The organism is Streptomyces sp. NPDC047453 (assembly GCF_040643155.1).
Taxonomy (GTDB): Bacteria; Actinomycetota; Actinomycetes; order Streptomycetales; family Streptomycetaceae; genus Streptomyces.
In genome coordinates, this window is sequence record NZ_JBEYTS010000011.1 from 165,324 (window position 1) to 192,281 (window position 26,958).

The 26,958-nt window shown below is 68.9% G+C and carries 20 protein-coding genes; 9 read left to right on the top strand and 11 right to left on the bottom strand.

The window, feature by feature from the left end:
- Window positions 1-3: 3 nt before the first annotated feature.
- The 3 genes from ABZ818_RS13575 to ABZ818_RS13585 form a co-directional block, all read right to left on the bottom strand.
- Window positions 4-1,725: a protein kinase family protein gene (locus tag ABZ818_RS13575; RefSeq protein ID WP_361413560.1), complete on the bottom strand. Its 1,722-nt coding sequence runs from the start codon at window positions 1,723-1,725 to the stop codon at window positions 4-6.
- Between the two features lie 118 nt (window positions 1,726-1,843).
- Window positions 1,844-4,174: a murein biosynthesis integral membrane protein MurJ gene (gene murJ, locus ABZ818_RS13580; protein WP_361413562.1), complete on the bottom strand. Its 2,331-nt coding sequence runs from the start codon at window positions 4,172-4,174 to the stop codon at window positions 1,844-1,846.
- 46 nt (window positions 4,175-4,220) lie between these two features.
- Window positions 4,221-6,671, bottom strand: coding sequence for a DUF6049 family protein (locus tag ABZ818_RS13585; protein WP_361413565.1), 2,451 nt, complete (start codon window positions 6,669-6,671; stop codon window positions 4,221-4,223).
- A gap of 283 nt (window positions 6,672-6,954) precedes the next feature.
- Between ABZ818_RS13585 and ABZ818_RS13590 the strand changes: the two genes are divergently transcribed.
- Window positions 6,955-8,427, top strand: a complete 1,473-nt coding sequence (locus ABZ818_RS13590; protein WP_361413568.1) for a CCA tRNA nucleotidyltransferase — start codon at window positions 6,955-6,957, stop codon at window positions 8,425-8,427.
- 107 nt (window positions 8,428-8,534) lie between these two features.
- Here ABZ818_RS13590 and ABZ818_RS13595 read toward each other — a convergent pair whose 3' ends face one another.
- The 4 genes from ABZ818_RS13595 to ABZ818_RS13610 all read right to left on the bottom strand — a co-directional run bounded on the left by ABZ818_RS13595 (window position 8,535) and on the right by ABZ818_RS13610 (window position 12,342).
- Window positions 8,535-9,068 carry a hypothetical protein gene (locus tag ABZ818_RS13595; RefSeq protein WP_361413571.1) on the bottom strand — a complete coding sequence of 178 codons (534 nt, stop codon included), beginning with the start codon at window positions 9,066-9,068 and terminating at the stop codon, window positions 8,535-8,537.
- A gap of 103 nt (window positions 9,069-9,171) precedes the next feature.
- Window positions 9,172-10,431: an MFS transporter gene (locus ABZ818_RS13600; RefSeq protein ID WP_361413573.1), complete on the bottom strand. Its 1,260-nt coding sequence runs from the start codon at window positions 10,429-10,431 to the stop codon at window positions 9,172-9,174.
- A gap of 100 nt (window positions 10,432-10,531) precedes the next feature.
- The gene (locus ABZ818_RS13605; protein ID WP_361413576.1) at window positions 10,532-11,614 is read right to left on the bottom strand and encodes an inositol-3-phosphate synthase; all 1,083 of its coding nucleotides are present in this window, start codon (window positions 11,612-11,614) and stop codon (window positions 10,532-10,534) included.
- Window positions 11,615-11,658: 44 nt separating this feature from the next.
- A complete protein-coding gene (locus ABZ818_RS13610; protein ID WP_361413578.1) occupies window positions 11,659-12,342 on the bottom strand; it encodes a PadR family transcriptional regulator in 684 nt (227 codons plus the stop codon).
- Between the two features lie 399 nt (window positions 12,343-12,741).
- Here ABZ818_RS13610 and ABZ818_RS13615 point away from each other — a divergent pair, with 399 nt between their 5' ends.
- Together ABZ818_RS13615 and ABZ818_RS13620 are read left to right on the top strand one after the other, a co-directional pair.
- On the top strand, window positions 12,742-15,468 hold the full coding sequence (locus ABZ818_RS13615) for a transglycosylase domain-containing protein (protein ID WP_361413581.1): 2,727 nt from the start codon (window positions 12,742-12,744) through the stop codon (window positions 15,466-15,468).
- 107 nt (window positions 15,469-15,575) lie between these two features.
- On the top strand, window positions 15,576-17,084 hold the full coding sequence (locus ABZ818_RS13620) for a glycosyltransferase 87 family protein (protein WP_361413583.1): 1,509 nt from the start codon (window positions 15,576-15,578) through the stop codon (window positions 17,082-17,084).
- 91 nt (window positions 17,085-17,175) lie between these two features.
- Here the strand turns inward: ABZ818_RS13620 and ABZ818_RS13625 are convergent, their stop codons facing one another.
- From ABZ818_RS13625 to ABZ818_RS13635, 3 genes are all read right to left on the bottom strand, one after another.
- Complete coding sequence (locus ABZ818_RS13625) at window positions 17,176-18,207, bottom strand: alanine racemase (RefSeq protein WP_361413586.1); 1,032 nt, start codon at window positions 18,205-18,207, stop codon at window positions 17,176-17,178.
- A gap of 83 nt (window positions 18,208-18,290) precedes the next feature.
- On the bottom strand, window positions 18,291-19,412 hold the full coding sequence (femX, locus tag ABZ818_RS13630) for a peptidoglycan bridge formation glycyltransferase FemX (protein ID WP_361413589.1): 1,122 nt from the start codon (window positions 19,410-19,412) through the stop codon (window positions 18,291-18,293).
- Between the two features lie 213 nt (window positions 19,413-19,625).
- On the bottom strand, window positions 19,626-19,949 hold the full coding sequence (locus ABZ818_RS13635; protein ID WP_361413592.1) for a hypothetical protein: 324 nt from the start codon (window positions 19,947-19,949) through the stop codon (window positions 19,626-19,628).
- 284 nt (window positions 19,950-20,233) lie between these two features.
- Here ABZ818_RS13635 and rpsF point away from each other — a divergent pair, with 284 nt between their 5' ends.
- The 4 genes from rpsF to rplI all read left to right on the top strand — a co-directional run bounded on the left by rpsF (window position 20,234) and on the right by rplI (window position 21,920).
- Window positions 20,234-20,524, top strand: a complete 291-nt coding sequence (rpsF, locus tag ABZ818_RS13640; protein WP_019324683.1) for a 30S ribosomal protein S6 — start codon at window positions 20,234-20,236, stop codon at window positions 20,522-20,524.
- 70 nt (window positions 20,525-20,594) lie between these two features.
- Window positions 20,595-21,176, top strand: coding sequence for a single-stranded DNA-binding protein (locus tag ABZ818_RS13645; RefSeq protein WP_361413594.1), 582 nt, complete (start codon window positions 20,595-20,597; stop codon window positions 21,174-21,176).
- Window positions 21,177-21,218: 42 nt separating this feature from the next.
- Window positions 21,219-21,455: a 30S ribosomal protein S18 gene (gene rpsR, locus ABZ818_RS13650; RefSeq protein ID WP_003949403.1), complete on the top strand. Its 237-nt coding sequence runs from the start codon at window positions 21,219-21,221 to the stop codon at window positions 21,453-21,455.
- Window positions 21,456-21,473: 18 nt separating this feature from the next.
- Complete coding sequence (gene rplI, locus ABZ818_RS13655) at window positions 21,474-21,920, top strand: 50S ribosomal protein L9 (protein WP_361413596.1); 447 nt, start codon at window positions 21,474-21,476, stop codon at window positions 21,918-21,920.
- A 154-nt stretch (window positions 21,921-22,074) separates the two neighbouring features.
- On the opposite strand, the gene ABZ818_RS13660 is transcribed toward rplI, so the two are convergent.
- Window positions 22,075-23,412: an MATE family efflux transporter gene (locus ABZ818_RS13660; protein ID WP_361413599.1), complete on the bottom strand. Its 1,338-nt coding sequence runs from the start codon at window positions 23,410-23,412 to the stop codon at window positions 22,075-22,077.
- Window positions 23,413-23,871: 459 nt separating this feature from the next.
- Here ABZ818_RS13660 and dnaB point away from each other — a divergent pair, with 459 nt between their 5' ends.
- Entirely contained in the window at window positions 23,872-25,350 is a 1,479-nt protein-coding gene (gene dnaB / locus ABZ818_RS13665; protein WP_361413601.1) for a replicative DNA helicase, read from the top strand.
- A gap of 93 nt (window positions 25,351-25,443) precedes the next feature.
- On the top strand, window positions 25,444-26,829 hold the full coding sequence (locus ABZ818_RS13670; RefSeq protein ID WP_361413604.1) for a serine hydrolase domain-containing protein: 1,386 nt from the start codon (window positions 25,444-25,446) through the stop codon (window positions 26,827-26,829).
- Window positions 26,830-26,958: the final 129 nt, after the last annotated feature.

The following is a 26,958-nucleotide window of genomic DNA, read 5'->3' on the forward strand; positions in this document are numbered from 1 at the left end:
ACCTCAGCCTGTGAACTTCACTTCGGTGATGCCTTGCTTGTAGCCGGCACCGGCGTACGTGCTCGGGTCGGCGCCCGAGTAGGGCACGGCGGTGAGCCACACGAGGACGTACCGCGTCTTCGCCGGCTTGGAGACCTTCACCGTGGCGTTGGTCCCATTGGTCGTGACCTCACCGAGCTGCTGCATCGAGTCCAGTGACGCCGGAGCCAGGGAGTCGGCCGCGTACAGCTCGACCGTCGTGTGGTTGCCGGGGTAGAGGAGGCTGGCGGATGCCGTGTTGAGGTCCCGCACCGAACCCAGGTCGTAGACGATTCCGACGCCCGGCTTGAACGGCGGGATGGACGGCCCCTCCAGGAAGGTGACGGTCCTCCAGGATGTCGAGGTGTTGCCGTCGTACGTCTTGGTGACATCTCCGGGGTGCTGGGCCTCCCCCTTGGCGACGAACTCCTGAGCGCCCTGGATCTGGATCGGCTGAGCCGGCTTCGGTTGCGTGTCCTTCTTGTCGTTGTCGTCCTGGGTCTGCGTCTGGGTGTCGTCGGACTTGCCGCCCTGGTCGAGCAGGGCGTCCGCGAGCTGCCAGCTGCCCAGGCCCAGGGCGGCGATGAGGAGGGCCGAGACGGCCCACTTCAGCGCCTTGCCGGTGCGGCTCTGCAGCGGAGGCGGCGGGGCCGGGACCGGCTGGGTGACGCCGGGGTGCGGTGCCGGACGGCCGTACGAGCCCTGCTGGTAGGAGGTGCCCTGGTACTCCGGCGGTGCGGTGAACGTCGGCTCCGGCGGCCGGACGCGCGGCATCTCACCGATCGCCTTGACCAGTTCCTCCGGGGTGGTGCACGCCGACTCGTGGCGGGAGGCGGTGGCGCCGTCGTTGACGAGGGCGCGCATGGCGAGTTCGGACAGACCCCGGTGGACGCCCGCGCGCACCTGGTCGGGGGCGATGAGGCCGATGTCCTTGGGCAGGCCGGACAGGCCGTAGGCGTCGCTCTCGTACGGCCAGCGCTGAGTGAGCGCCGCGTACAGCAGGGCGCCGATCGCCTCGGTGTCGGTTCGCTGCGGGGTGTCGGAACTGATGCCGCGCAGCGCGGCGTTCACGGCGAGGCCGCGGACCCGCCACTGACCGGTGGAGGTGCGCAGTACGGCATTGGGGTTCAGGCGCAGATGGGCGAGGCCCTCGCGGTGCGCGGCGGCCATGGCGGAGGCGATCTGACTGACCAACTGGTAGGCGTCGTGCGGCTCCAGAGGGCCCGAGGCCAGAAGCGTGGTCAGCTCCGTCGCGTCGGGCAGCCACTCGTGGACGACGTAGACGAGGTCGTTCTCCTCGACGGCGTCGAGCACCTGCACGAAGCGGGGATCGCCGAGCAGCGCGGAGGAGCGGGCCGCGGCCAGCACGGACCGGGCTCGCGTATGGTCCGCGGGCAGGATGTGCACCCCGACGGCGCGACGGAGCTTCTCGTCCACCGCTCGCCAACTGCTGAATCCGTCCAGACGGGTGACGCACTCCTCGAGGCGGTAGCGTCCGGCAAGTTTGTGGCCGCTGTGAAGTTCGGTCGGTGAGGCCATCTTTCCGGGACTCTCCGTCCCGCCGCTCCCCTGTGCCTCGTCGTTGTCCGTGCCCCGGTCCCGATTCTGGGCCACCCCGTCGGACGTGGACTGGTCCGCCTCGGCGGTCAGCGACTGCTCGCCGCTGTTGTCTGCCACGTCGACGGCAGCCGTGATTCGTTCCGCCACCGTCGCTCCTGCCTCCCCATCCATCGCGCGCTGTCCGACGCCGAATCCAATTGTGCCCACAGTCCGCCGCTATGCACGACACACGGCTGCGGACGATGGTTGTGCGCCTACCCCCGACTCAACGCCCCAGGCGCCCGCGGACCATGCCCACGAGACCGTTGACTTCCTCGATGCGCATCCGGCGGGCGGCGACGAAGAAGACTCCGAGCAGCAGTACGCCACCGGCCAGCAGTGCGACGAACGACCCGAAGACGCCCTGCCCCAGCGAGTGGCCGATGCCGTAGCAGGCCGCGCCGCTGAGCAGCGCCGCCGGCACCGAGGCGATGCACAGCCGCGCGTACGTCCGCAGCACACGGGAGCCGTCGAGGTCGCCGCCAAGCCGCTGGCGCAGCCGGCGCCAGGCGACCCCGACGCCGATCGCGTACGCGAGACCGTACACGGCCGCCATGCCGGCCACGGACCAGCGGGCCGGAAGCAGGAAGTAACACAGGAGTGAGGCAACCGCGTTGACCGTGGCCACGATGACCGTGTTGTAGAAGGGCGTGCGGGTGTCCTCGTAGGCGTAGAAGGCGCGCAGGACGACGTACTGCACGGAGTACGGGATCAGGCCGAGTCCGAAGGCCATCAGCATGTAGCCCATGTTGGTGGCGGCCGTGGTGCCCTGGGAGCCGAAGATCAGCGTGCACATGGGGATGCCGAGCGCGAGAAACCCGAAGGAGATCGGCACGATGGCGACCGCCGTCGTCCGCAGACCCTGCGAGATGTCGTCGCGGACCGCGCCGGCGTCGTTCTCGGCGGCCGAACGCGAGATACGGGGCAGCAGGGCCGCCATCAGCGAGACCGTGATGATGGCCTGGGGCAGGCCCCAGATCAGCTGGGCGTTGGCGTAGGCGCTGAAGCCGGTGCCGTCGATGTGCGTGCGGGCGACCGCGGAGGTGGCCAGCTGGGTGACCACCAGGGCGCCCGCCTGGTTGGCGAGGACGAAGAGGACCGTCCACTTGGCCAGCATGGCCGCCTTGCCGAGGCCGTGCCCCTTCCAGTCGAAGCGCAGACGGAGCTTGAACCCGGTCTCGCGCAGGTACGGGATCATCGCGAGTGCCTGCACGACGAGGCCGAGGAGCACGCCGACGCCGAGCAGCCGCTGGCCCTCCGGCGGGATGGTCGTGACGGTCATGTGGGAGTTCGCGGCCGTGCCGTAGACCCACAGGAACGTGCCGAGCGTGAAGATGATGACGATGTTGTTCAGGACCGGCGTCCACATCATCGCGCCGAACTTGCCCCGGGCGTTGAGGATCTGCCCCATCACCACGTGGACGCCCATGAAGAAGATCGAGGGCAGGAAGTACCGGGTGAAGGTGATGCCGACCTCGTTGGCCGCCGGATTGCCGGCGACCGAGTTGGAGAGCATCCGGACCAGAAGCGGCGCCGCGAACATCGTGAGGGCGGTGAGCGCGCCCAGTGCGACCATCACCAGGGTGAGCAGCCGGTTGGCGAACGCCTCGCCCCCGTCGTCGTCCTCCTTCATGGCGCGGACGAGTTGCGGGACGAACACGGAGTTCAGGCCACCGCCGACGGTCAGGATGTAGATCATCGTCGGCAGTTGGTAGGCCACCTGGAAGGTGTCGCCCAGCAGGGCCGTGCCCAGTGCGGCCACGATCATCGCCGAGCGGATGAACCCGGTGAGCCGGGAGACCATCGTGCCCGCCGCCATGACGGCGCTCGACTTCAGCAGCCCCGCGGCCTTCCCGCCCTTCTTCGCCGCCGGAGCGGAGGCGGGCTCGGCCGCCGGGGCAGGGGTCTCTGCGACGGCCGGTGCGGGGGCGTACGGTCCCATCGGCCCCTGACCGGCGGGCGGGGCCGGGGCGGGGCCGGGAACCGACGGGAGGGCCATCTGCGGGCGTCCGCTCATGTCCTGCGGTGGCTGGTAGCCGTGCTGTCCCGGGCCCTGGTGGCCGTAGCCGCCCTGGCGCATGTCCGGACGGCCGCCCTGCTGCTGGTCACGGAAGAGGTGGGCGAAGGCGTCCGGCTCGTGGTGCTCCTCGCCGGAGTTGCTGACCAGGTCGTCGACGCCGACGAACCGCGTGGTGCGGGGATCCTCGCCGTGCGGCAGGTACTGGGTGGGGCCCGAGGGCTCCGGCGGCGGGGTCTGCGCCCACACACGCGGGTCGGGGGCGTACGGAGCCTGCGCGGGGCGGCCGTACAGCGGCTGCTGCGGCCCGTTCGTGCCCGGGGGCGGCGGAGGGTGCGCGGCGCGGTCGTACAGCGCCTCGCCGACCGGGTCCTGGGCGGTCAGGTCCTGCGCCCGGTAGGGGTCGTCGTCGTAGGCGTCCTGGAGGTACGTGTCCGCGGGAGGCTGGGGCGGCGTCTGGCCGTGTCCGGGCGGCGGCGCGTCGGGGTGGCCCGAGCCGCCCACGGCCTGGCCGCGGTCACCGTCGTACGGCGCGTTCATGCTTTACCCCACCTCATCGTCCCGGGCCCTCCGGGCCACGACATCCTCAACGGTCCACTTTCTCACCCGTGCCGGACGGGTCTGCGTTTTCCGCTGCGGTGTCCGGTGTCGGGTCACTCGGCTGCTCCGGGTCGTCTGCCCGGGACCGGGTGCCGGACTCTTCTGTGAGACGACCGGCAGTGCCGTCGAGGCTCTCCGGCTCGCCGCCTTCCGGCTCGGCCGCGCTCTCACCGGCTTCTCCGGCGCCGTCCTCACCGTCCTGCGCCTCCTCGGCGCTCCCGGCGTCCTGCGGGTCCTGGGCGGCCTCCTTGGCCGTCGCCCGCTTGCGCTGGGTGTACATGCGAAAGCCGGCGAGGACGAGCAGCAGGACGCCGCCGCCGATGACCAGCATCACCGTGGCCGTGATCTCGGTGACCTTCACGTCGAAGGTGACAGGCGCACCGTATTCCTGGCCGTCCTGCGTGTAGAGCTGGGCGACCACCGTCACGGGGCCGTTGGCGTTGGCCGACGTGGGGAACTTCACGGACTGGCTGTGCCCGCCGGAGACCGCGATGGGCTGCTCCGCGTACGCCTTGCCGCGGATCTTGAGGCGGGTGGGGTTGGTCGAGGTGAGCCTCAGCATCAGGTGGTCGACACCCTGCACCAGGTTGTTCTGCACCGTCACCGGGATCGTGGCACTGCGGCCGGAGAGCTTCGTCTCCGACTTGTCGATCAGCTTGACCTGCTCGGAGAGGTCGTCGAGATACGCCTCCACGCCGTCCCGGAAGCTGGACGCCTCACCGGCCCGGCCGCGCCACGACGTGGCCATCTCGCGGTTCATGCCCCGTCCGAAGGGCGTGACGACCCGGGACGGGTCGGTGAGGACGACCTGGAAGTTGTCGAGCTTGCCCTGCGTCCTGGCGATCGCCCAGAAGGCGGCTCGCCCGAGTTCCTTCTTGCGCAGCGAGGAGGGGTAGTCCGCGGTGGACGGGATCTTCGTGGTGGCACTGGGGTCAGGCTTGGCCGCGGCGGCCGCGTTCAGGTCCTGCGATTGGGACCAGGTGCTCTGCTGGAGGGCCGTCAGCGCCTGCGCCATGGCCTGGGCCTGGGGGGCGGTGGGCATGCGCTGCGGGGCCACGACGATGCTGCGCTGCCGACTCGTCTGGCTGTCGAGCTCCAGGCTCTGGGCGAGGAACTGCTGCACGGCGAGCGTGGTGGCGCCGGCCTGCGTCATATCGCCCTCGAACGCCGTCGACAGGCGGGCGTCCGCGACGACCGCCGTGGTGCCGCCACCGATCGGACGGGCGGCGGAGGGCGTGTAGGTGAGCCCGCCGGTCTCCTGGAGGCTGTCGCTGCGCGTGATGACCTTGTCGGCGCCCGCGGAGGTGGCGACCTTGACGATCGACCGGTCGATGGCGCCGTCCACGGGCCAGGCGAAGTCCGTGTTCGGTTTCACGTGGAGCACCGTCTCCACCGTGCCGGCGGCGACGTCGGTGGCGTCCTTGAACTGACTCAGTGAGCCGGTGACGCTCGTGCCGTGGTGGGCGAGGGAGGCCAGGTCGGGGTCGGCGAAGGGCAGTGCCACGACGTCCTTGCCCGCCACCGCCTGCTGGAGCTCGGAGAGCCACTTCTTGGCGACATCCTGATGGGTGCCCGGCACGGGTGCGCCGTCCCCGGCCTGGATGCGGTAGTTACGGGTCATGGCGTCGACGGACGCCAGCAGGTCGGGGTCGATCACCCAGGTGACGTCGAGAACCTTGCCCAGCGACAGCATCTGCTCCAGGCGTCCGCCGGGAGCGATGTCCTTGGCGAGGTCGTCGTCGAGGAAGACCGGCGTCTGCTGTGCTCCGGGGCCCGTCTCGGCCGTCATGTGGACGTCGGACACGAGCGGCCACAGATAGGTCGTCTTCGTCTTCGTGCCCGCGTCGTTCGGCTGCCACGGCAGGAATGTGCGCTGGATGCCCAGGACCTGCTCCCAGGGCTGGGCGGAAGTCTGGCCGGACAGCGAGACGGAGAGCTCGTAGACCCCGTTCGTGCCGAGGTTCAGCTTGTCGACCGGCACGGAGACGCTGAAATGCTGGGCGACGCCCGGAGCGAGCTGGGTGAACTTCTGGACGTACTTGTCGCCAACCTCGGGGCCGTCGGCGGCCGGATCGAACCGTCCGCGCTGGGCCACGCTGTCGATCGCCGAGCGGGTGTCCAGCTCCGGGCCCACACGCAGGCCCACGTGGGCGTCGGTGACGGCCTGCTTGCCCTTGTTCGTCACCGTGCCGGAGACGGTCAGCGTGTCCCCGTCCGAGGGGGTGCTGGGGCTGAGCGAGTCGAGGGAGACGGCCACTGTGCGCGAGCCCGACGCGGCCTGCTGGGACTCCTGCCCGGCGGCGTGTGCGGACGGCATGGCGGGCAGTTGGAGCAGAGCGGCCAGCAGCGGTGCTCCGGCGAGCAGCGCCCCGGCACGCCGCAACCGGCGGCGGGCAGGTGAGGGACTGGTCCCCTGGAAGTCTGCCGCCTCGGCCACGCGCTCGCCCGTCCCTCGTCGTCAGTGGTCGTCGGAATGTGCGTCCACGCATGGTAACGATGTGCGCCGAGGGGAAGTGCCACGGAGGCGGTATCAAGATCGCTGGACGCGAGTGGACACCCTGGATATGCCCGTATCCGGGGATGCTGTTCGTTACGTCACAAAGACAGGGTTTGAGTAGGTAACAAAGGGGTCGCTGGTGTCGTTCCGATGGACCGGCCGAGCCCCGTGCCCGAACAATGACGGCGCGGTCGAGTGTCCGGGCCACGTACCCTTTTCTGTTGTGCCGAACGCCAACGAAGACACTTCCCCTGCCCTGAACCAGGTGCAGCAGCGCGCGGTGAGCGAGTTGCTGCGGGTGGCCCCCGTCGCCGACGAGCTCGCGCGCCGTTTCCAGGAGGCCGGGTTCTCTCTCGCCCTGGTCGGAGGCTCGGTCCGGGACGCGCTGCTCGGCCGGCTCGGCAACGACCTGGACTTCACGACCGACGCCCGCCCCGAGGACGTACTGAAGATCGTGCGGCCATGGGCGGACGCCGTCTGGGAGGTCGGGATCGCCTTCGGCACGGTCGGGGCGCAGAAGCAGGCCCGCGTCGGGGACGCCGACCGGTGCTTCCAGATCGAGGTGACCACCTACCGGTCCGAGGCCTACGACCGCTCCTCGCGCAAGCCCGAGGTGTCGTACGGCGACTCCATCGAGGAGGACCTCGTCCGCCGTGACTTCACGGTCAACGCCATGGCCGTGGCGCTGCCGGAGAAGACGTTCATCGACCCGCACGGCGGGATCGGCGACCTCGAGGCGCGTGTGCTGCGCACCCCGGGCACACCCGAGGAGTCCTTCTCCGACGATCCGCTGCGCATGATGCGGGCCGCGCGCTTCGCCGCCCAGCTCGACTTCGACGTCGCCCCCGAGGTCGTCACCGCGATCAAGGACATGGCGGGGCGCATCGAGATCGTCTCGGCCGAGCGGGTCCGGGACGAGCTGAACAAGCTGATCCTGTCGGCCCACCCGCGCAAGGGCCTGACCCTGCTCGTCGACAACGGTCTCGCCGGCCATGTCCTGCCCGAGCTGCCCGCCCTGCGCCTGGAGAGTGACGAGCACCACCGGCACAAGGATGTCTACGACCACACGCTGATCGTGCTGGAGCAGGCGATGGCGCTGGAGGAGGAACCCGACCTGGCCCTCCGCCTTGCTGCCCTTCTGCACGACATCGGCAAGCCGCGCACGCGCCGCTTCGAGAAGGACGGCCGGGTCTCCTTCCACCATCACGAGGTGGTCGGCGCGAAGATGACCAAGAAGCGCATGATCGCGCTGAAGTACTCCAACGAGCTGGTGAAGGACGTTTCACGGCTGGTCGAACTCCACCTGCGGTTCCATGGCTACGGCACCGGCGAGTGGACGGACTCGGCTGTCCGCCGCTACGTCCGCGACGCCGGCCCGCTGCTCGACCGTCTCCACAAACTGACCCGCTCGGACTGCACCACCCGCAACAAGCGCAAGGCGGCCGCGCTGTCCCGCGCGTACGACGGTCTGGAGGAGCGCATCGCCCAGCTCCAGGAGCGGGAAGAACTCGACGCGATCCGCCCGGACCTCGACGGCAACCAGATCATGGAGATCCTGGGCGTCAAGCCCGGCCCGGCCGTCGGCAAGGCGTACAAGTACCTGCTGGAGCTCCGCCTCGAGAACGGCCCGATGGAGCACGATGCGGCGGTGGCGGCCCTCAAGGAGTGGTGGGCCGAGCAGGAGGAGCAGGGCTGAGGTCGTGTGAAGAGGGCCTGTGTTTCACGTGAAACACGGGCCCGGGAAACGCCGAGGGGCGATGTTTCACGTGAAACATCGCCCCTCAGTCATGGGTCATGCGGGTGTTACTGCGTCTCCTTCAGGCACAGCACCACATCGTGCCCGCCTCCGGACTGGACGTAGGAGATGGTCCACCCCTTGACGCCTTCGCACTTGTCCTCGTCGGAGGAGCCGTCGAACTTCTGGACCACCTTGTACTCGGCCTCACTGGACGAGCAGCCGACCTCCTTGAGGTCGGGGTTGGAGTCCGTTCCCTTGTTGTGCAGGCAGGCACCCACCGAGGTTGTCTCGGCGTCGTTCTGGCTGAACCACCAGCCGATGCCGAACTTGACGAGGAGGATGGCGACAGCGACGACGATCGCCCCGATGATGCCCAGCGCCTTCTTGGCCCCGGACTTCGGCGGAACGGGCGGCGGGACCGGTGCACCCTGCTGCTGGGGGAAGGGGGCGTACGGAGCCTGCGGCGGGTAGGGCTGCTGCGGGGATCCGGGCTGACCGGGCTGCTGCCCCATGGGAGCGTTGGGCGCCTGGGCGTGCGGGTTCTGGCCCTGGGGCGGCGGCGGAGTGGTCACTTGGGGGTCCCCCTGGAACTTGGGCATGATGGCAGGAACATGCTGTCGAAATAAGACGCACGTAAGTTACAGGCCATGACTGGACACTGCTGTAGTCCACTGGGACTCTGTGGCATTGATGTGACACTTATCAGCCTGCAAAGCGGGTCATAGTGACCGCAACCGCTCCGTAGATCACGGCGATCATGACGACGAGCACGGTCGAGCGGCCGTCGGGCGGCAGCATCAGCGCGGCGACCCCCGCGGCGCCGACGAACGCCACGTTGAACAGCACGTCGTACACGGAAAAGATCCGGCCGCGGAAGCCGTCGTCGACCGCGGACTGCACCATCGTGTCCGTGGAGATCTTCGCGCCCTGGGTGGTCAGCCCCAGCACGAACGCCGCGACGAGCAGGGGGCCGGTGGCGAAGGGCAGGCCCAGGGCGGGCTCGAGAACCGCGGCGGAGCCGGCGCACACGGCGATCCAGCGGGCCGGTCCGAGCCGGCCCGCCGCCCACGGTGTCATCACGGCCGCCGCGAAGAACCCGGCGCCGGAGAGGGCCAGCGCCAGCCCGAGCAGACGCAGTCCCTCCCGTGTGTTAGAGGTCAGGCCGTAGCGGCACAGCATCAGCACCATGACGGTCAGTGCCCCGTAGCAGAACCGCATCAGCGTCATCGAGGCCAGTGCCCAGGCGGCCTGCCGCCGGGACGGCGCGGCGAGGTGCCGAACAGCCGCCATCAGGTCGCGTGCGGTGACGGTCAGTGCCGCGCCCAGCCGTGTCCGCTCCGGTTCCCGGTCGGGCCCGAGCAGATCCGGTGCCATGAGCAGCGAGGTCAGTGCCGCGCACAGGTACAGGGCGGCCCCCAGCAGCACCACGGCCGCGTCGGAGTCCGCTCCCACCAGCCGTACGACGAAGGCGAGACCGCCACCCGCGAACGCGGCCAGGGAGCCGGCGGTCGGCGACAGCGAGTTGGCCATCACCAGCCGCTCGGCGTCGACGACGCGCGGCAGCGCGGCCGACAGGCCGGCGAGGACGAAGCGGTTGACGGCGGTGACGCACAGCGCGGAGACGTAGAACAGCCAGTCCGGCACGGCGGCGACCATCAGCACGGCCGTGGCGGTCGCCATCACGGCACGCGCCAGGTTGCCGTAGAGGAAGACCTGGCGGCGGCGCCAGCGGTCCAGCAGGACGCCCGCGAAGGGGCCGACCAGGGAGTACGGCAGGAGCAGGACCGCCATCGCGGAGGCGATCGCGGCGGGCGAGGTCTGCTTCTCCGGGGAGAAGACGACGTAGGTGGCGAGCGCGACCTGGTAGACGCCGTCGGCGCTCTGGGAGAGCACCCGCACGGCGAGCAGGCGTCTGAAGTTCCTCAGGCGCAGCAGGACACGCAGGTCACGGACGACGGCCATGGGGCACAGCCTCACATGTGGGAGGGCCCCCGAGTGCACGCACGGCGTACACGGACGGGGGCCCAACAGCCCTGGCAGGAGCGGTTTTGCGAAGCGCTCTCTAGCGCTCGACCTCGCCGCGGATGAACTTCTCCACGTTCTCGCGGGCCTCGTCGTCGAAGTACTGCACCGGCGGGGACTTCATGAAGTACGAGGACGCCGACAGGATCGGACCGCCGATGCCCCGGTCCTTGGCGATCTTCGCGGCGCGCAGGGCGTCGATGATGACACCGGCGGAGTTCGGGGAGTCCCAGACCTCGAGCTTGTACTCCAGGCTCAGCGGGACGTCGCCGAAGGCGCGGCCCTCGAGGCGGACGTAGGCCCACTTGCGGTCGTCGAGCCAGGCCACGTAGTCGGACGGGCCGATGTGGACGTTCTTCTCGCCGAGGTCCCGGTCGGGGATCTGGGAGGTGACGGCCTGCGTCTTGGAGATCTTCTTGGACTCCAGGCGGTCGCGCTCCAGCATGTTCTTGAAGTCCATGTTGCCGCCGACGTTCAGCTGCATGGTGCGGTCCAGGATGACACCGCGGTCCTCGAACAGCTTCGCCATGACGCGGTGCGTGATGGTCGCGCCCACCTGCGACTTGATGTCGTCGCCGACGATCGGGACGCCCGCCTCGGTGAACTTGTCCGCCCACTCCTTGGTGCCGGCGATGAAGACCGGGAGCGCGTTGACGAAGGCGACCTTGGCCTCGATGGCGCACTGGGCGTAGAACTTCGCCGCGTCCTCGGAGCCCACGGGCAGGTAGCAGACCAGGACGTCGATCTGCTTGTCCTTGAGGATCTGGACGACGTCGACCGGGGTCTCGGCGGACTCCTCGATGGTCTCCCGGTAGTACTTGCCGAGACCGTCGAGGGTGTGGCCGCGCTGAACCGTCACACCGGTGCTGGGCACGTCGCAGATCTTGATGGTGTTGTTCTCGGAGGCGCCGATGGCGTCCGCGAGGTCCAGGCCGACCTTCTTCGCGTCGACGTCGAAGGCGGCGACGAACTCGATGTCACGCACGTGGTAGTCGCCGAACTGCACGTGCATGAGGCCCGGGACCTTCGACGCCGGGTCGGCGTCCTTGTAGTACTCGACGCCCTGCACCAGCGACGCGGCGCAGTTGCCCACGCCGACGATGGCTACGCGAACCGAACCCATTCCGGTTGCTCCCTGTGTGTAATCGGTGAAGCCCCGACGGGACCTCACGTGGCGGTGTCGTCGGGCGTATCCGGCCGGGGAGACTCCCCGGACCGGGGCAGGCCGCCCGTCGCTCCATTGGTGGTGTCCAGCGACGCGGGTCCCCCGGAGGCGGAACCCTTGAGGTCCCGCCCGGCCCGCTCGCTCTCGATGAGCTCGTTCAGCCAGCGCACTTCGCGCTCCACGGACTCCATGCCGTGGCGCTGGAGCTCGAGTGTGTAGTCGTCGAGGCGCTCCCGGGTGCGCGCCAGAGAGGAGCGCATCTTCTCCAGGCGCTCCTCCAGCCGGCTGCGGCGGCCCTCCAGCACGCGCATGCGTACGTCGCGCGACGTCTGCCCGAAGAAGGCGAAGCGCGCGGCGAAGTGCTCGTCCTCGTACGTGTCGGGGCCCGTCTGCGACAACAGCTCCTCGAAGTGCTCCTTACCTTCGGCCGTCAACCGGTAGACGATTTTGGCGCGGCGCCCCGCGAGCGCGGCGGAGACGGCGTCCTCAGGAGCGTTCCCCGGCTCCTCGATCAACCAGCCGTTGGCGACCAGCGTCTTGAGGCAGGGATAGAGCGTCCCGTAGCTGAACGCACGGAACACACCCAGTGACGTATTGAGTCGTTTGCGCAGCTCGTAGCCGTGCATCGGAGATTCGCGGAGCAGGCCGAGAACGGCGAACTCGAGGATGCCGGAACGCCGGCCCATCGTCGCCTCCTCTCTCCCACGATCCGGCGGCGGCGGGTGCCGCTCCGGGTGCCATGGCGATGCTTATCTCGCGCTGATGTATCGACTCGATACATCACGACGATAGATCCCAGCCCCGGATGCGACAAGAGGGGGCAGGGTGAACGGGATCACATCGCAGGCCAGTCGGAGGCAAGTTGCCTGATTTGGGGTGAACTTCGAGGCTCAGCGGGTTTTGCCAGTGCGTAGTCTGTGCGCCATGCACACCGCCGGGAACCAAGTGACGCCTGGGGGACGTCCTCGTCCCCGGTGCGGTACGGGTGAATACGCGACCGACCACATCCGTACTTCGGGGGGACCGGAAACCAGCCGCCGTTTCCAGGCGCGCAAGGGTGCGCCTGCCCGAGGAGTAATCGTTCGATGAGCGAGCACCGTCGCAAACCGCCGCAGCCGCAGGGAGGCGGACGTGCCGCGGCCCGACGCGGCCAGTCCGGCTCGTCCCCCGGCCGCCGCGCGGCACCGCGAGGCGCCAGCGGATCCCCTGCCGATTCCTATGGATCCGGTTCCCAAGGGCCGGGTCCGGGGTCGGGTTCGTATGGCGCGGGAGGTGAGGAGCGCCCGTACGAGGGCCGTGCCGCCGCTCGGCGGGCGGCACAGAGAGGTGGCGGCCGTCGTGGCCGGCCCGCCGGCCCCGGCGGCCCGAACGGGCCCGGGCGCGGCCGGGGCCGGGCGGCGCCGCCCGCCAAGAACCGAATCGTCGACTACCCGCGCGCGGGCAAGGACGGATGGCGCCGCTGGACGCCGTCCTGGAAGCTCGTGACGGGGCTGTTCATCGGCTTCGTCGGGAGTCTGGTGGCGGTCGCCGGTATCGGGTACGCCATGGTGGGCGTGCCCGATGTCGCCCAGACCGCTACCGCGCAGAACAACGTCTACCTCTGGTCCGACGGCACACCGATGGTCTCGACGGGTGGTGAGACGAACCGGCAGATCGTCAACCTGTCGCAGATCCCCGAGGCGATGCAGTGGGCGGTCATCTCTCAGGAGAACAAGACCTTCTACTCCGACAGCGGCATCGACCCCAAGGGCATCGCCCGCGCGTTCTTCAACATGGCCACCGGCGGCCAGACCCAGGGTGGTTCCACCATCACCCAGCAGTACGTGAAGAACGCGAGGCTGGACGACCAGTCGCAGACGATCTCCCGTAAGTTCAAGGAGATCTTCATCTCGGTCAAGGTGGGCACGACCGTCGACAAGAAGGAGATCCTGGCGGGCTACCTGAACTCGGCCTACTACGGCCGGGGTGCCTACGGGATCCAGGCGGCCGCGCGCGCCTACTTCAACAAGGACGCCCTCAAGCTGAACCCGGGCGAGTGCGCCTTCCTGTCCGCGATGCTCAAGGGCGCGGCTTACTACGACCCGGCGGGCCAGACCTCCGTCGACCCCGTTGGAGCCACCGCGGAGAAGAACTCCGTCCGGGCCTGGACGCAGATGCAGGACACGCTCGACAAGATGGTCGAGGGCAAGCGTCTGAGCCCCACGGAGCGGGCCAAGTACACCAAGCTCCCCGACTGGAAGAACCCGCGGTCGAACACCCAGTTGACCGGTCAGACCGGCTACCTCGTGGACCTGGCCAACAGCTATCTGGTCACCCACAGCGACGAGACCGGCATCACCGCGGACAAGCTGCGGATGGGCGGATACACGATCAAGACGACCTTCGACAAGAAGAAGGTCACGAAGCTCGAAAACGCGGTCAAGAAGGTCCAGAAGGCGAACATCAACCCCAAGCTGCGCCCGAAGACGGACACGCACGTCCAGTTCGGCGGAGCCTCGGTGGACGCGAAGACGGGTGCCATCGTGGCGATCTACGGCGGTGAGGACGCGACCCGGCACTTCACCAACAACGCCGACGCGACCGGTGCCCAGGTCGGCTCGACCTTCAAGCCGTTCGTGCTGGCCGCGGCCATGCGGGACGGCGTCCGCGACCCCAGCGGGCTCGAATCGCAGCCACAGGACGAACGCACCCAGGTGTCGCCCAAGAGCCGGTTCAGCGGTAAGAACAAGCTCAAGATCAAGAACTACGACGGGACCATCTGGAGGAATGAGAAGGACGAGGAGTGGCTGCAGACCAACGACGGTAACGAGTCGCGCGGAAAGCCCCCGAGCTACATGATCGACCTGCGCGAGGCGATGCAGTGGTCGGTGAACTCCGCCTTCGTGCAGCTCGGCATGGATGTCGGTCTCGACAAGGTCAAGCAGGCCGCCCTCGACGCCGGTCTGAAGGAGAACAGCCTGACCGGCACCAGCTTCCCGTCCTTCTCCATCGGCATCTCCGACCCCAGCGCCATCCGCATGGCGGGCGCCTACGCCACCTTCGCCAAGAGTGGTGAGCAGAACGACCCGTTCTCCGTCCTGGAGGTCAAGGACAAGGACGGGCCGATCTACGAGCACAAGGTCAAGCCCACGCAGGCCTTCGAGTCGGTGGTCGCCGACAACGTCACGGACATCCTCAAGACCGTGGTCGAGAAGGGTACGGGCAAAAACGCCCAACTGCCCGGGCGTGAGGTGGCTGGCAAGACCGGTACCACGGACGGAAACAAGTCCGCCTGGTTCGTCGGGTACACCCCGCAACTGTCCACGGCGATCGGCATGTTCCGGCTGGACGACAACGAGAAGAACAAGTCGCGCAAGTTCGAGGAGATGTACGGCACGGGTGGCCAGGACAAGATCCATGGCGCCTCGTTCCCGTCCGAGATCTGGCACGACTACATGCTGGAGGCGCTCCAGGATGCGCCGGTCGAGAAGTTCCCGAAGCCTGAGCCCATCGGCGAGATCGTCAACCCGGTGCCCAGCCCCACCCCGACGCCCTCGGCCACCCCGACCGAGGAGGCCAGCCCGACGCCGTCTCCCACGCCCAGCGAGGTCGAGCCCAGCCCGACCCCCTCGCCGTCCAAGTCGCGCTGCGGCTTCTTCGGCTGCGACGGCAACGGCAACGGCAACGGCAACGGCGGTGGTACGGGCGACGGCGGTGTGGACGGAGGCCTCACCCCGACGCCGTCACCGACCGATTCAGGCAGCGGCAACGGAAACGGAGGCGGCAACCGGGGCAACGGCAACGGAGGCTTCTTCGGAGGCCCGACCAACTAGCCGCCTGACCGTCTCACGAGGGTGTTTCACGTGAAACGAGGGCCGCCGCACCTGCCGGGTGCGGCGGCCCTCGGCGCTTCCCGGACGGGTACGGCAGGATGTGCCCCATGCCCAGTGCTGAATCGACGCAAGCGAGCGTGCACGAGCCGGACCCGGTGCGGCCCACCAAGGAGGACGAGGTCGCGGCGGCCGGCAGTGAGCTGATCGGCGGCCCCGTCGGGCGGCGTGCCCTGCTCGGGAGGTCCTGGTGGACCCCCGTACGGGTCGTCGCGCTCGTCGCGATCGGCATGTTCGCCCTCGGCCTGGTCCAGAAGGTGCCCTGCTACCACGGCGCCTGGTTCTTCGGTGCGAGTTCGCAGTACACGAAGGCCTGCTACTCGGACATTCCGCACCTCTACCAGGGGCGCGGCTTCGCCGAGGGTCTCGTGCCCTATTTCGACAAGCTCCCCGGCGACATGCCGTACCTGGAGTACCCCGTACTGACCGGGGTGTTCATGGAGGTGGCCTCCTGGCTGACCCCGCACAGCGGCAGCATCCAGCACCAGGAACAGTGGTACTGGATGGTCAACGCCGGGATGCTGATGGGGTGCGCGGCCGTCATCGCCGTCTGCGTGACCCGCACACACGCCCGGCGGCCGTGGGACGGCCTGCTGGTCGCTCTCGCGCCGGCCTTCGCGTTGACCGCCACCATCAACTGGGACCTGCTGGCGGTCGCCCTGACGGCCGTCGCGATGCTGATGTGGTCCCGCGGGCGCTCGGTCGCCTTCGGTGTCCTGCTGGGCCTCGCCACGGCCGCCAAGCTCTATCCCGTCTTCCTGCTCGGCCCGCTGTTCGTGCTGTGCTGGCGGGCGGGGAAGTGGCGCGACTTCGGCAAGGCCCTGGCGGGCGCCGTCGTCGCCTGGCTGGTGGTGAACCTGCCGGTGATGGCCTTCGCCTCGGAGGGCTGGTGGCAGTTCTACAAGTTCAGCCATGACCGGGGCGTCGACTTCGGCTCCTTCTGGCTCATCTGGTCCCAGAACTCGAGCAGTCCGCCGAGCACCGACTTCGTCAACACCACGGCCACGCTGCTGGTGGTGCTGTGCGCCCTCGGTGTCGCGGCGCTGACGCTGTACGCCCCGCGCCGTCCGCGCTTCGCCCAGCTCGCCTTCCTGATCGTGGCGGCCTTCATCGTCACCAACAAGGTCTACTCGCCGCAGTACGTCCTGTGGCTGGTCCCGCTGGCCGCGCTGGCCCGCCCCAAGTGGCGGGACTTCCTGATCTGGCAGGCCTGCGAGGTGGCGTACTTCTTCGGCATCTGGATGTACCTGGCGTACACGACCAGCGGAGACGCCCACAAGGGCCTGCCGACCGACGGCTACCACTGGGCGATCGTCGTGCACCTGCTGGGCACGCTGTACCTGTGCGCCGTCGTCGTGCGCGACATCCTCATGCCGGAGCGGGACGTGGTGCGCCGCGCCGGCGACGACGACCCCTCGGGCGGTGTCCTCGACGGTGCCGAGGACGTCTTCGTCCTCGGCACCCGGGCCCGTCCGCCGCACCGGGAGGCGGACTTCGGCGGGCCGCAGGTGGAGTGGGGCGGACAGGGTACGTCGGCCTCCCAGGGTGGTTCGCTCTGAGCGAACAGGGCCTCAGGAGGTCATGCGAAAGGCCGTACCCGGCACTGCCGGGTACGGCCTTTCGCACGAGAAGGGGTGCTCGGGGGACTGCTCAGTGGTCCATGAGCCGGTCGAACTGCGTGGTGGTGTGGCGCAGATGGGCCACCAACTCGTCACCGACCTTGGGCTCTTGTGCGTCCGAGGGAACGAACAGGATCGACACCTGCATGTGCGGCGGCTCCGCGAACCAGCGCTGCTTGCCGCTCCAGACGTACGGGGAGAGGTTGCGGTTCACCGTGGCCAGGCCGGCGCGGGCGACGCCCTTGGCGCGCGGCATGACGCCGTGCAGCGCCTTGGGGGCCTCCAGACCCACCCCGTGCGACGTACCGCCGGCCACGACGACCAGGAAGCCGTCCGAGGCCGCCTTCTGCTGGCGGTAGCCGAAACGGTCGCCCTTGGTGACCCGCGTGACGTCCAGGACCGCGCCGCGGTACTCGGTGGCCTCGTGGTCCCCCAGCCAGAGCCGTGTGCCGATGCGGGCACGGAACTGCGTCTGCGGGAACTGCTGCTGCAACCGGGCGAGTTCCTCCGCCTTGAGGTGGCTGACGAACATCGTGTGCAGCGGCAGGCGGGCCGCGCGCAGCCGGTCCATCCAGCCGATGACCTCCTCCACGGCGTCCGAACCGTCCGTGCGGTCCAGCGGCAGATGGATGGCGAAGCCCTCCAGCCGGACGTTCTCGATGGCGGCGTGCAGTTGCGGCAGGTCCTGCTCGCTGATGCCGTGCCGCTTCATCGAGGACATCACCTCGATGACGACACGGGCCCCGACGAGGCCGTACACCCCGTCGATCGACGACACCGAGCGGATCACACGGTCGGGAAGCGGCACCGGTTCCTCGCCGCGGCGGTAGGGCGTCAGCACCAGCAGGTCACCGCTGAAGAAGTCCTTGATGCGGGCGGCCTCGTACGTCGTGCCGACGGCGAGGATGTCGGAGCCCAGCCGGGTGGCCTCCTCCGCCAGCCGCTCGTGCCCGAATCCGTAGCCGTTGCCCTTGCAGACCGGGACCAGCCCGGGGAACTGCTCCTGCACGTGCTTGTGGTGCGCCCGCCAGCGCGCGGTGTCGACGTAGAGCGTGAGCGCCATGGCCGGACCTGGAACCTTTCTCGGGGGTGCGGTGTATCAGAAGTATGGAAGGTGTCGACGGGGTCGAAGCGAAGAGCGTCAGGTCAGCGGCGCGACATGTAGATGTCGAGCGCCTTGTGGAGCAGCTTGTTCAGCGGGAAGTCCCACTCCCCGAGGTACTCGGCGGCCTGGCCGCCGGTGCCGACCTTGAACTGGATCAGGCCGAAGAGGTGGTCGGTCTCGTCCAGCGAGTCGGAGATGCCGCGCAGGTCGTAGACGGTGGCGCCGAGCGCGTAGGCGTCGCGCAGCATCCGCCACTGCATCGCGTTCGAGGGCCGGACCTCACGGCCGATGTTGTCGGAGGCGCCGTAGGAGTACCAGACGTGCCCGCCGACGATCAGCATCGTCGCCGCTGCCAGGTTCACGCCGTCGTGCCGGGCGAAGTACAGCCGCATGCGGTTGGGGTCCTCGGTGTTGAGGGCCGTCCACATGCGCTGGAAGTACGACAGCGGGCGGGGCCGGAAGTGGTCGCGCACCGCGGTGATCTCGTACAGCCGCTGCCATTCCTCGAGATCCTGGTAGCCGCCCTGGACAACCTCGACCCCGGCCTTCTCCGCCTTCTTGATGTTGCGGCGCCACAGCTGGTTGAAGTTCTTGTGCACCTCTTCCAGGGACCGGTTGGCGAGCGGTACCTGAAAGATGTAGCGGGGCTGCACGTCGCCGAAGCCGGCGCCGCCGTCCTCGCCCTGCTGCCAGCCCATACGGCGCAGCTTGTCGGCGACCTCGAAGGCACGGGGCTCGATGAAGTCGGCCTCCAGGTCGCGCAGGCGCTTGACGTCCGAGTCCTGGATGCCCTTCTTGATGGTCTCGGCGTTCCAGCGGCGGATGATCACCGGCGGGCCCATCTTCACCGAGAAGGCGCCCTGCTGCTTCAGGTGCGCCAGCATCGGCTGGATCCAGTCGTCGAGATTCGGCGCGAACCAGTTGATGACCGGGCCCTCGGGCAGGTAGGCGAGGTACCGCTTGATCTTGGGCAGTTGGCGGTACAGGACGAGGCCCGCGCCGACCAGTTCGCCGGTGCGGTCGTCGAACCAGCCCAGGTTCTCCGAGCGCCACTCCGCCTTGACCTCTGACCAGGCCGGGACCTGCATGTGACTCGCCGCGGGCAGGTTCTGGATGTAGGCCAGATGCTGCTCTCGACTGATGGTCCTCAGGGTCAGGCTCATACGGGGCGCTCCTCGGGCTGGCGTGTCCCCATGGGTACAGGGGCTCCGGCTCTCGCGCCGAAGCCTACTGCGCCCTGGGAGCGCGCAGACTGGCCGCACGCGACCTTCGCCCCGGCCTGTTCACCGCCGTGGCGTCGGGCGTGCGGTCATACGGGCGGCGTCCGCGGTGTCCGGCGGACGCCGTCCATAAGGAGCGGCCGGGCGTGCCCGGTGTCAGCTGAACAGGCCGCCGAAGAGGCCGCCGTGCGCCAGGCCGAGATAGAAGCCGACCGCGGAGGCGCCGAGGCCGAGGACCAGCCCGAAGCGCTCGCGCGTCGTCACGGAGATCCACTGTCCGTACGCGCCGGTGAGGATCCCCACCAGACCGGCCCAGGAACTCAGCAGGTGCAGGCTGTGGAAGAGGAGCCCGGTGATGAACGCCAGCACGCCCAGCACCAGGGTCACCACGAGCAGGGTGTCCTGGACCGGGTGGGACTTGCCGTCGGTGGCGAGGAGGCCACCACCCGCGGCGGTGTTCGGTCGCATCGTCTGTGCCATGGGGCACCTCCAGCGAAAAGCGGCGCATCCTAGCGCCGTGCACACCCGAGGTGTCCAGGTTGACGGGTCCGGAGCCCCGATTTCAACCGGAAGCGGGTGTGCGGGTAGTCTGTACGTTCTGCACGGTGTCTGCCCAGGCTGAGCCACGGCCAACCTGGAGAGTCCGTCAGCCGGCCCTCGTTGTCAGTGGCGGCTGATGTACTGCAAGCACTGTTGCGTACGCATCACAACCCTCCTGCCACGGAACGACCGTGGCCGTTGAGTCCAGAGGAGGTGGGTTCCACATGCGTCACTACGAGGTGATGGTCATCCTCGACCCCGATCTCGAGGAGCGTTCTGTCTCCCCGCTGATCGAGAACTTCCTTTCTGTCGTCCGTGACGGCGGCGGAAAGGTCGAGAAGGTCGACACCTGGGGCCGTCGTCGTCTCTCGTACGAGATCAAGAAGAAGCCCGAGGGCATCTACTCGGTCATCGACCTGCAGGCCGAGCCTGCGGTCGTCAAGGAGCTCGACCGCCAGATGAACCTGAACGAGTCGGTCCTCCGGACCAAGGTCCTCCGCCCCGAGACCCACTGAGCCCTTCGCTCAGCTGATCTCGGGATTCGAGTAGCAAGCAGCCAGAGCAAACCCGCCGAGAGGTTCCCCCATGGCAGGCGAGACCGTCATCACGGTCGTCGGCAATCTTGTCGACGACCCCGAGCTGCGCTTCACCCCGTCCGGTGCGGCGGTCGCGAAGTTCCGCGTCGCGTCCACTCCCCGCACCTTCGACCGCCAGACGAACGAGTGGAAGGACGGCGAGAGCCTCTTCCTCACCTGCTCGGTCTGGCGTCAGGCGGCGGAGAACGTCGCCGAGTCGCTCCAGCGAGGCATGCGCGTCATCGTGCAGGGCCGGCTGAAGCAGCGGTCCTACGAGGACCGTGAGGGCGTCAAGCGCACGGTCTACGAGCTGGACGTCGACGAAGTCGGTGCCAGCCTGCGCAACGCCACGGCCAAGGTCACCAAGACCTCGGGCCGCGGTGGTCAGGGTGGTTACGGCGGCGGCCAGGGTGGCGGCGGCCAGGGTGGCGGCGGCTGGGGCGGTGGCCCCGGTGGCGGCCAGCAGGGCGGCGGTGCTCCCGCCGACGACCCGTGGGCGACCGGCGCTCCCGCCGGTGGCAACCAGGGTGGCGGCGGCTGGGGCGGTGGCTCCGGCGGCGGTGGCGGCTACTCGGACGAGCCCCCCTTCTAGGCGGGCCGTACCCACACTTCTTGATCACACAGGAGAAACACCATGGCGAAGCCGCCTGTGCGCAAGCCTAAGAAGAAGGTCTGCGCATTCTGCAAGGACAAGGTCACGTACGTGGACTACAAGGACACGAACATGCTGCGGAAGTTCATTTCCGACCGCGGCAAGATCCGTGCCCGTCGCGTGACCGGCAACTGCACGCAGCACCAGCGTGACGTCGCCACGGCTGTCAAGAACAGCCGTGAGATGGCGCTGCTGCCCTACACCTCCACCGCGCGCTAAGGGAAGGGTGAGCCACACATGAAGATCATCCTCACCCACGAGGTCTCCGGCCTCGGTGCCGCGGGCGACGTCGTGGACGTCAAGGACGGCTACGCTCGCAACTACCTGATCCCGCGGAAGTTCGCGATCCGCTGGACCAAGGGTGGCGAGAAGGACGTCGAGCAGATCCGTCGTGCTCGCAAGATCCACGAGATCCAGACCATCGAGCAGGCCAACCAGATCAAGGCCCAGCTCGAGGGCGTGAAGGTCCGCCTGGCCGTCCGCTCCGGCGACTCCGGCCGCCTGTTCGGTTCCATCACCCCGGCCGACGTCGCCTCGGCGATCAAGGCGGCCGGTGGTCCCGAGGTCGACAAGCGCCGCATCGAGCTGGGCGCGCCGATCAAGACCCTGGGCGGTCACGAGACGTCTGTGCGTCTGCACCCCGAGGTTGCCGCCAAGGTCAGCATCGAGGTCGTTGCCGCGTAAGGCACTCCGCTCGGTTGAGCAGTCGTGAAGGGGCCGCATCCGTCAAGGATGCGGCCCCTATCGCGTGACTGAGGTCAGTGGCGCTGAGGTCAGAGGTGCGGGAAACGACGTTTCATGTGAAACGTGGCGGCCCGCGGTGTTTCACGTGAAACGGTCAGTGTGTCGCACCCGTGACGATCCAGCGGCCCGAGCGGGAACGCAGCCACAGCGTCAGCATCCGCACGGTCATCATCAACGTCATGGCCGCCCAGAGCGCGGTGAGCCCTCCGCCCAGAACGGGAACGAGCAACGCCACAGGTGTGAAGACCGCCAAGGTCACCAGCATGGCGCCGGCGAGATACGGTCCGTCCCCCGCGCCCATCAGCACACCGTCCAGGACGAAGACCACGCCGCAGATCGGCTGGGAGAACGCCACCAGGAGCAGTGCGGCCAGTGCCGTGTCCTTGACGAGGGCGTCACTGGTGAACAGCGACAGGAAGAGCGGTCGGCTCAGGATCACCAGGAGCCCGAGGGCGAAGCCGACGGCTATCCCCCACTGCACCATGCGCCGGCAGGCCTCGCGAGCGCCCTCCGGATCGTTGGCGCCGAGATAACGGCCGATGATGGCCTGTCCGGCGATCGCGATGGCATCGAGGGCGAACGCGAGCAGGCTCCACAGGGACAGGACGATCTGGTGGGCGGCGATGTCCGCGTCACCGAGGCGGGCCGCCACGGCTGTGGCGATCATCAGGATCGCTCGCAGGGAGAGCGTACGGACGAGCAGCGGGGCACCGGCTTGTGCGGACGCCCTGATGCCGGCCCGATCGGGCCGCAGGGAGGCGTGGTGCCGGCGGGCTCCACGGACGACCACATAGAGGTAGACCGCCGCCATGCCGCACTGGGCGATGACGGTGCCCCACGCCGAGCCCGCGATGCCGAGTCCGGCACCATAGACGAGCCCGACATTGAGGGCGGCGTTGGCGACGAACCCGGCGACGGCGACATAAAGCGGCGTCCGGGTGTCCTGAAGCCCACGAAGGACTCCGGTCGCGGCCAGCACGACGAGCATGGCCGGAATGCCGAGTGAGGAGATGCGCAGATAGGTCGTCGCATACGGTGCCGCCGTGTGCGAGGCGCCGAAAAGGTCCACCAGGGCGGGCGCGGCGGGCAGGACGACCGCGATGACGGCGGCCCCGAGCAGCAGCGCCAGCCAGATGCCGTCCATGCCCTGGCGGATGGCTGCCCGGATATCGCCCGCGCCGACGCGGCGGGCGACGGCCGCCGTGGTGGCGTAGGCGAGGAAGACGAAGATGCTGACGGCGGTGGTCAGAAGGGCCGAGGCGATACCGAGTCCGGCGAGTTGCGCCGTGCCGAGATGGCCGACGATCGCGCTGTCGGCCATCACGAACAGCGGCTCGGCGACGAGTGCGCCGAAGGCCGGTACGGCCAGCGTGACGATCTCTCGGTCGTGCCGGCGCCGGGTGGCCGGGCGGCGTGCGGGGGCCTGTGTCATGAGCACCAATGTAATCGTCCACAGGTAAGAGATGCAAAGCCCCGGCACTCCTTACTTGAGGTTTGGTGGCGTTCGCTTGTGCGTACCGTTCGAGGCGATCTTGATCCGACTGGAAAAGTTTTTCTTCTGCACAGCCAGTGGACGGGAAAATAGCAGGTCAGCGTAGTCCTGCGGGTGGCGCCGAGGGCTTTTTCACAGGGCTGTCCACCGGCTCGTGCACAGGTTTCGCCGAGTTCTCCACAGCATCGGGGCGGTCGTCCACATGGCCTGTGGATAACCAGATTGGCTGACGCTGTTCTGGGCCCTACCGTGGTCCGGCGCCCGCTCCGTCCGCCGGCCTCCAAAGCGTCATAAACCTGACGCGCCTGAAGCGGAGTTGGGCCTCTCAATTGTCAGTGCCGTCCCGTACAAAAGAGGGGCACGGCGAGGTCCGCTCGGCGGACGGGAGGAGGCTGCTCGGTGAGCATTTCCGAGCCCTTGGACGACCCGTGGGCCGACAGCGGTCCAAGTGATCGTCTGCCCGCCTCCCGCCGCCGCCCCGACGCGGAGCGCGGCCGGGACGAGCAGCACGACCGCGGCCGGGAGAACGGTGCGTGGGACGACGGGGGCTCTGCCTTCGAACGCGTTCCCCCACAGGACCTCGACGCCGAACAGTCGGTCCTGGGCGGCATGCTCCTGTCCAAGGACGCCATCGCCGACGTGGTGGAGATCCTCAAGGGCCACGACTTCTACAAGCCGGCCCACGAGACGATCTACCAGGCGATCCTCGACGTCTATGCCAAGGGCGAGCCGGCCGACCCCATCACCATCGCCGCCGAGCTCACCAGGCGCGGCGAGATCAACAAGGTCGGCGGTGCCTCGTATCTGCACACGCTCGTGCAGACCGTGCCGACGGCGGCGAACGCCGCGTACTACGCCGAGATCGTCCACGAGCGGGCGATCCTGCGCCGCCTCGTCGAGGCGGGTACGCGCATCACCCAGATGGGATACGCGGCCGACGACGACGTCGACGAGATCGTCAACCGTGCCCAGGCCGAGGTCTATGCGGTCACCGAGCAGCGCACCAGCGAGGACTACCTGCCGCTGGGCGACATCATGGAGGGCGCGCTCGACGAGATCGAGGCGATCGGTTCGCGCAGCGGGGAGATGACCGGTGTGCCCACCGGGTTCACCGACTTCGACTCGCTGACGAACGGTCTGCATCCGGGCCAGATGATCGTCATCGCCGCGCGTCCCGCGATGGGCAAGTCGACGCTCGCGCTGGACTTCGCGCGGGCGGCGTCGATCAAGAACAACCTGCCCAGCGTCATCTTCTCGCTGGAAATGGGGCGCAACGAGATCGCGATGCGTCTGCTGTCCGCCGAGGCCCGGGTCGCCCTGCACCACATGCGTTCGGGCACGATGACCGACGAGGACTGGACGCGGCTGGCCCGCCGGATGCCGGACGTCTCGGCCGCCCCGCTCTACATCGACGACTCCCCGAACCTGTCGATGATGGAGATCCGTGCCAAGTGCCGGCGCCTGAAGCAGCGCAACGACCTCAAACTGGTCGTGATCGACTATCTCCAGCTGATGCAGTCCGGCGGATCCAAGCGTGCCGAGAGCCGGCAGCAGGAGGTCTCGGACATGTCCCGAAACCTCAAGCTGCTGGCCAAGGAGCTGGAGATCCCGGTCATCGCGCTCTCCCAGCTCAACCGTGGCCCCGAGCAGCGCACCGACAAGAAGCCGATGGTCTCCGACCTGCGTGAGTCGGGATCCATCGAGCAGGACGCCGACATGGTCATCCTGCTGCACCGCGAGGACGCCTACGAGAAGGAGTCGCCCCGCGCCGGCGAGGCCGACCTGATCGTCGCCAAGCACCGAAACGGCCCGACCGCGACGATCACGGTCGCCTTCCAGGGCCACTACTCGCGGTTCGTGGACATGGCACAGACCTGATCCGGCGACCGCGGGCCGCCCGAGCACGGCTCTCTGCGGCCGTTCGGAGAAATCTGCTCGACGTGTGCCGGACGCTCCGGGTGGACTGGGGGCATGACGACAACTCAGGATGACCTGCTTCCCGGTACCCGCCGGGCGCTACTGCACCGGATCGCCGTGGCCCAGACCGAGGGACGGGTGCCGTCGCTCGTCGCCGCGGTCGTGCGGGGCGGGCGGACGGTCTGGCACGGTGCGCGGACGTCGGTGGACGGACACGCACCGGACCAGAACACGCAGTACCGCATCGGCTCGATCACCAAGACCTTCACCGCCGTGCTCGTTCTGCGGCTGCGCGACGAGGGTCTGCTCGACCTCGGGGACCCGCTGGAGAAGCATCTGCCAGGCACCGGCGTGGGGGAGGCGACCGTAGCCGATCTGCTGGCGCACACGGCTGGGCTGGCCGCCGAGTCGCCGGCGCCCTGGTGGGAGAGGTCTCCGGGGTCGCTGCGTCCCGAACTGGCCGATGTGCTGGGCGAGGAGCCGCTGCGGCATCCGGTCGGTCGGCGGTTCCACTACTCGAATCCCGGCTACACCGTGCTGGGTGCGCTCGTCGAGGAGTTGCGGGGCGCTCCCTGGGAGGAGGTTCTGCGACGGGAAGTGCTCGAACCCCTGGGTCTGCACCGCACGAGTGCCCGCCCCGAGGCGTCGCACGCGCAGGGCTGGGCGGTGCATCCCTGGGCCGATGCGCTGCTGCCCGAGCCCGACGAGGACCTCGGGCGGATGGCTCCGGCCGGGCAACTGTGGTCCACGACAGGCGATTTGGCCCGCTTCGCCGTCTTCCTGGTCCAGGGGGACGACCGGGTGCTGAGCGCCGAGTCGCTGCGGGCGATGAGGACTCCGGCGGCTCCGCCCGAGGCGGCGGATGTGGCGTCCGGGTACGCGTACGGCCTGGGGCTCGAGGTGCGGCGGTGGGGCGAGCGGCTCCTCGTGGGCCACAGCGGGTCGCTTCCGGGCTTCCTGGCCTCGCTCACCATCGGTGTGGAGGACGACCTGGCCGCGGTGGTGCTGGCGAACTGCACGTCCGGGCCGGCGATCGCCACGGTGGGCGCCGACCTCCTGCGGATCGTCGCCGACGCCGAGCCGCGGATCCCGGAGCCCTGGCGACCGCTGCGGAAGGTCGAGTCGGCGGTGCTGGAACTGGCGGGGCAGTGGTACTGGGGGACCTACGGGTTCGGTCTGCGGCTGACGGCTGACGGGCTCGCCTCGCTGGAGCCGCTGTCCGGCAACGGCCGGCGTTCGCGGTTTAGGGCGAACGGTGACGGGACCTGGACGGGACTGGAGGGCTACTACGCCGGAGAGGTACTGCGGGTGGTGCGACGGCCGGACGGGTCCGTGGACCATCTGGACCTCGGGTCGTTCGTGCTCACGCGTCAGCCGTACGACGTAGACGCTTCCGTGCCCGGTGGCGTGGACCCGGAAGGGTGGCGCGGCATCGGATAGGGCCCGGGAAGCGCCTGAGGGGCATCGGCGGGACTCATCGGTCGTCGTTCCTCGGGTCGCTGGGGCCGCGCGGACCGGTCGGTCCTGGGCTGACCGCCCGCGACACGGTCGGCGACCGGGTCACCGGCC

Coding starts and splice junctions, on each gene's coding strand:
- murJ (WP_361413562.1), bottom strand. CDS start 4,174: ATGAACGCGCCGTACGACGGTGACCGCGGCCAGGCCGTGGGCGGCTCG.
- ABZ818_RS13595 (WP_361413571.1), bottom strand. CDS start 9,068: ATGCCCAAGTTCCAGGGGGACCCCCAAGTGACCACTCCGCCGCCGCCC.
- ABZ818_RS13600 (WP_361413573.1), bottom strand. CDS start 10,431: ATGGCCGTCGTCCGTGACCTGCGTGTCCTGCTGCGCCTGAGGAACTTC.
- ABZ818_RS13605 (WP_361413576.1), bottom strand. CDS start 11,614: ATGGGTTCGGTTCGCGTAGCCATCGTCGGCGTGGGCAACTGCGCCGCG.
- ABZ818_RS13610 (WP_361413578.1), bottom strand. CDS start 12,342: ATGGGCCGGCGTTCCGGCATCCTCGAGTTCGCCGTTCTCGGCCTGCTC.
- ABZ818_RS13615 (WP_361413581.1), top strand. CDS start 12,742: ATGAGCGAGCACCGTCGCAAACCGCCGCAGCCGCAGGGAGGCGGACGT.
- ABZ818_RS13620 (WP_361413583.1), top strand. CDS start 15,576: ATGCCCAGTGCTGAATCGACGCAAGCGAGCGTGCACGAGCCGGACCCG.
- ABZ818_RS13625 (WP_361413586.1), bottom strand. CDS start 18,207: ATGGCGCTCACGCTCTACGTCGACACCGCGCGCTGGCGGGCGCACCAC.
- femX (WP_361413589.1), bottom strand. CDS start 19,412: ATGAGCCTGACCCTGAGGACCATCAGTCGAGAGCAGCATCTGGCCTAC.
- ABZ818_RS13635 (WP_361413592.1), bottom strand. CDS start 19,949: ATGGCACAGACGATGCGACCGAACACCGCCGCGGGTGGTGGCCTCCTC.
- rpsF (WP_019324683.1), top strand. CDS start 20,234: ATGCGTCACTACGAGGTGATGGTCATCCTCGACCCCGATCTCGAGGAG.
- ABZ818_RS13645 (WP_361413594.1), top strand. CDS start 20,595: ATGGCAGGCGAGACCGTCATCACGGTCGTCGGCAATCTTGTCGACGAC.
- rpsR (WP_003949403.1), top strand. CDS start 21,219: ATGGCGAAGCCGCCTGTGCGCAAGCCTAAGAAGAAGGTCTGCGCATTC.
- rplI (WP_361413596.1), top strand. CDS start 21,474: ATGAAGATCATCCTCACCCACGAGGTCTCCGGCCTCGGTGCCGCGGGC.
- ABZ818_RS13660 (WP_361413599.1), bottom strand. CDS start 23,412: ATGACACAGGCCCCCGCACGCCGCCCGGCCACCCGGCGCCGGCACGAC.
- ABZ818_RS13670 (WP_361413604.1), top strand. CDS start 25,444: ATGACGACAACTCAGGATGACCTGCTTCCCGGTACCCGCCGGGCGCTA.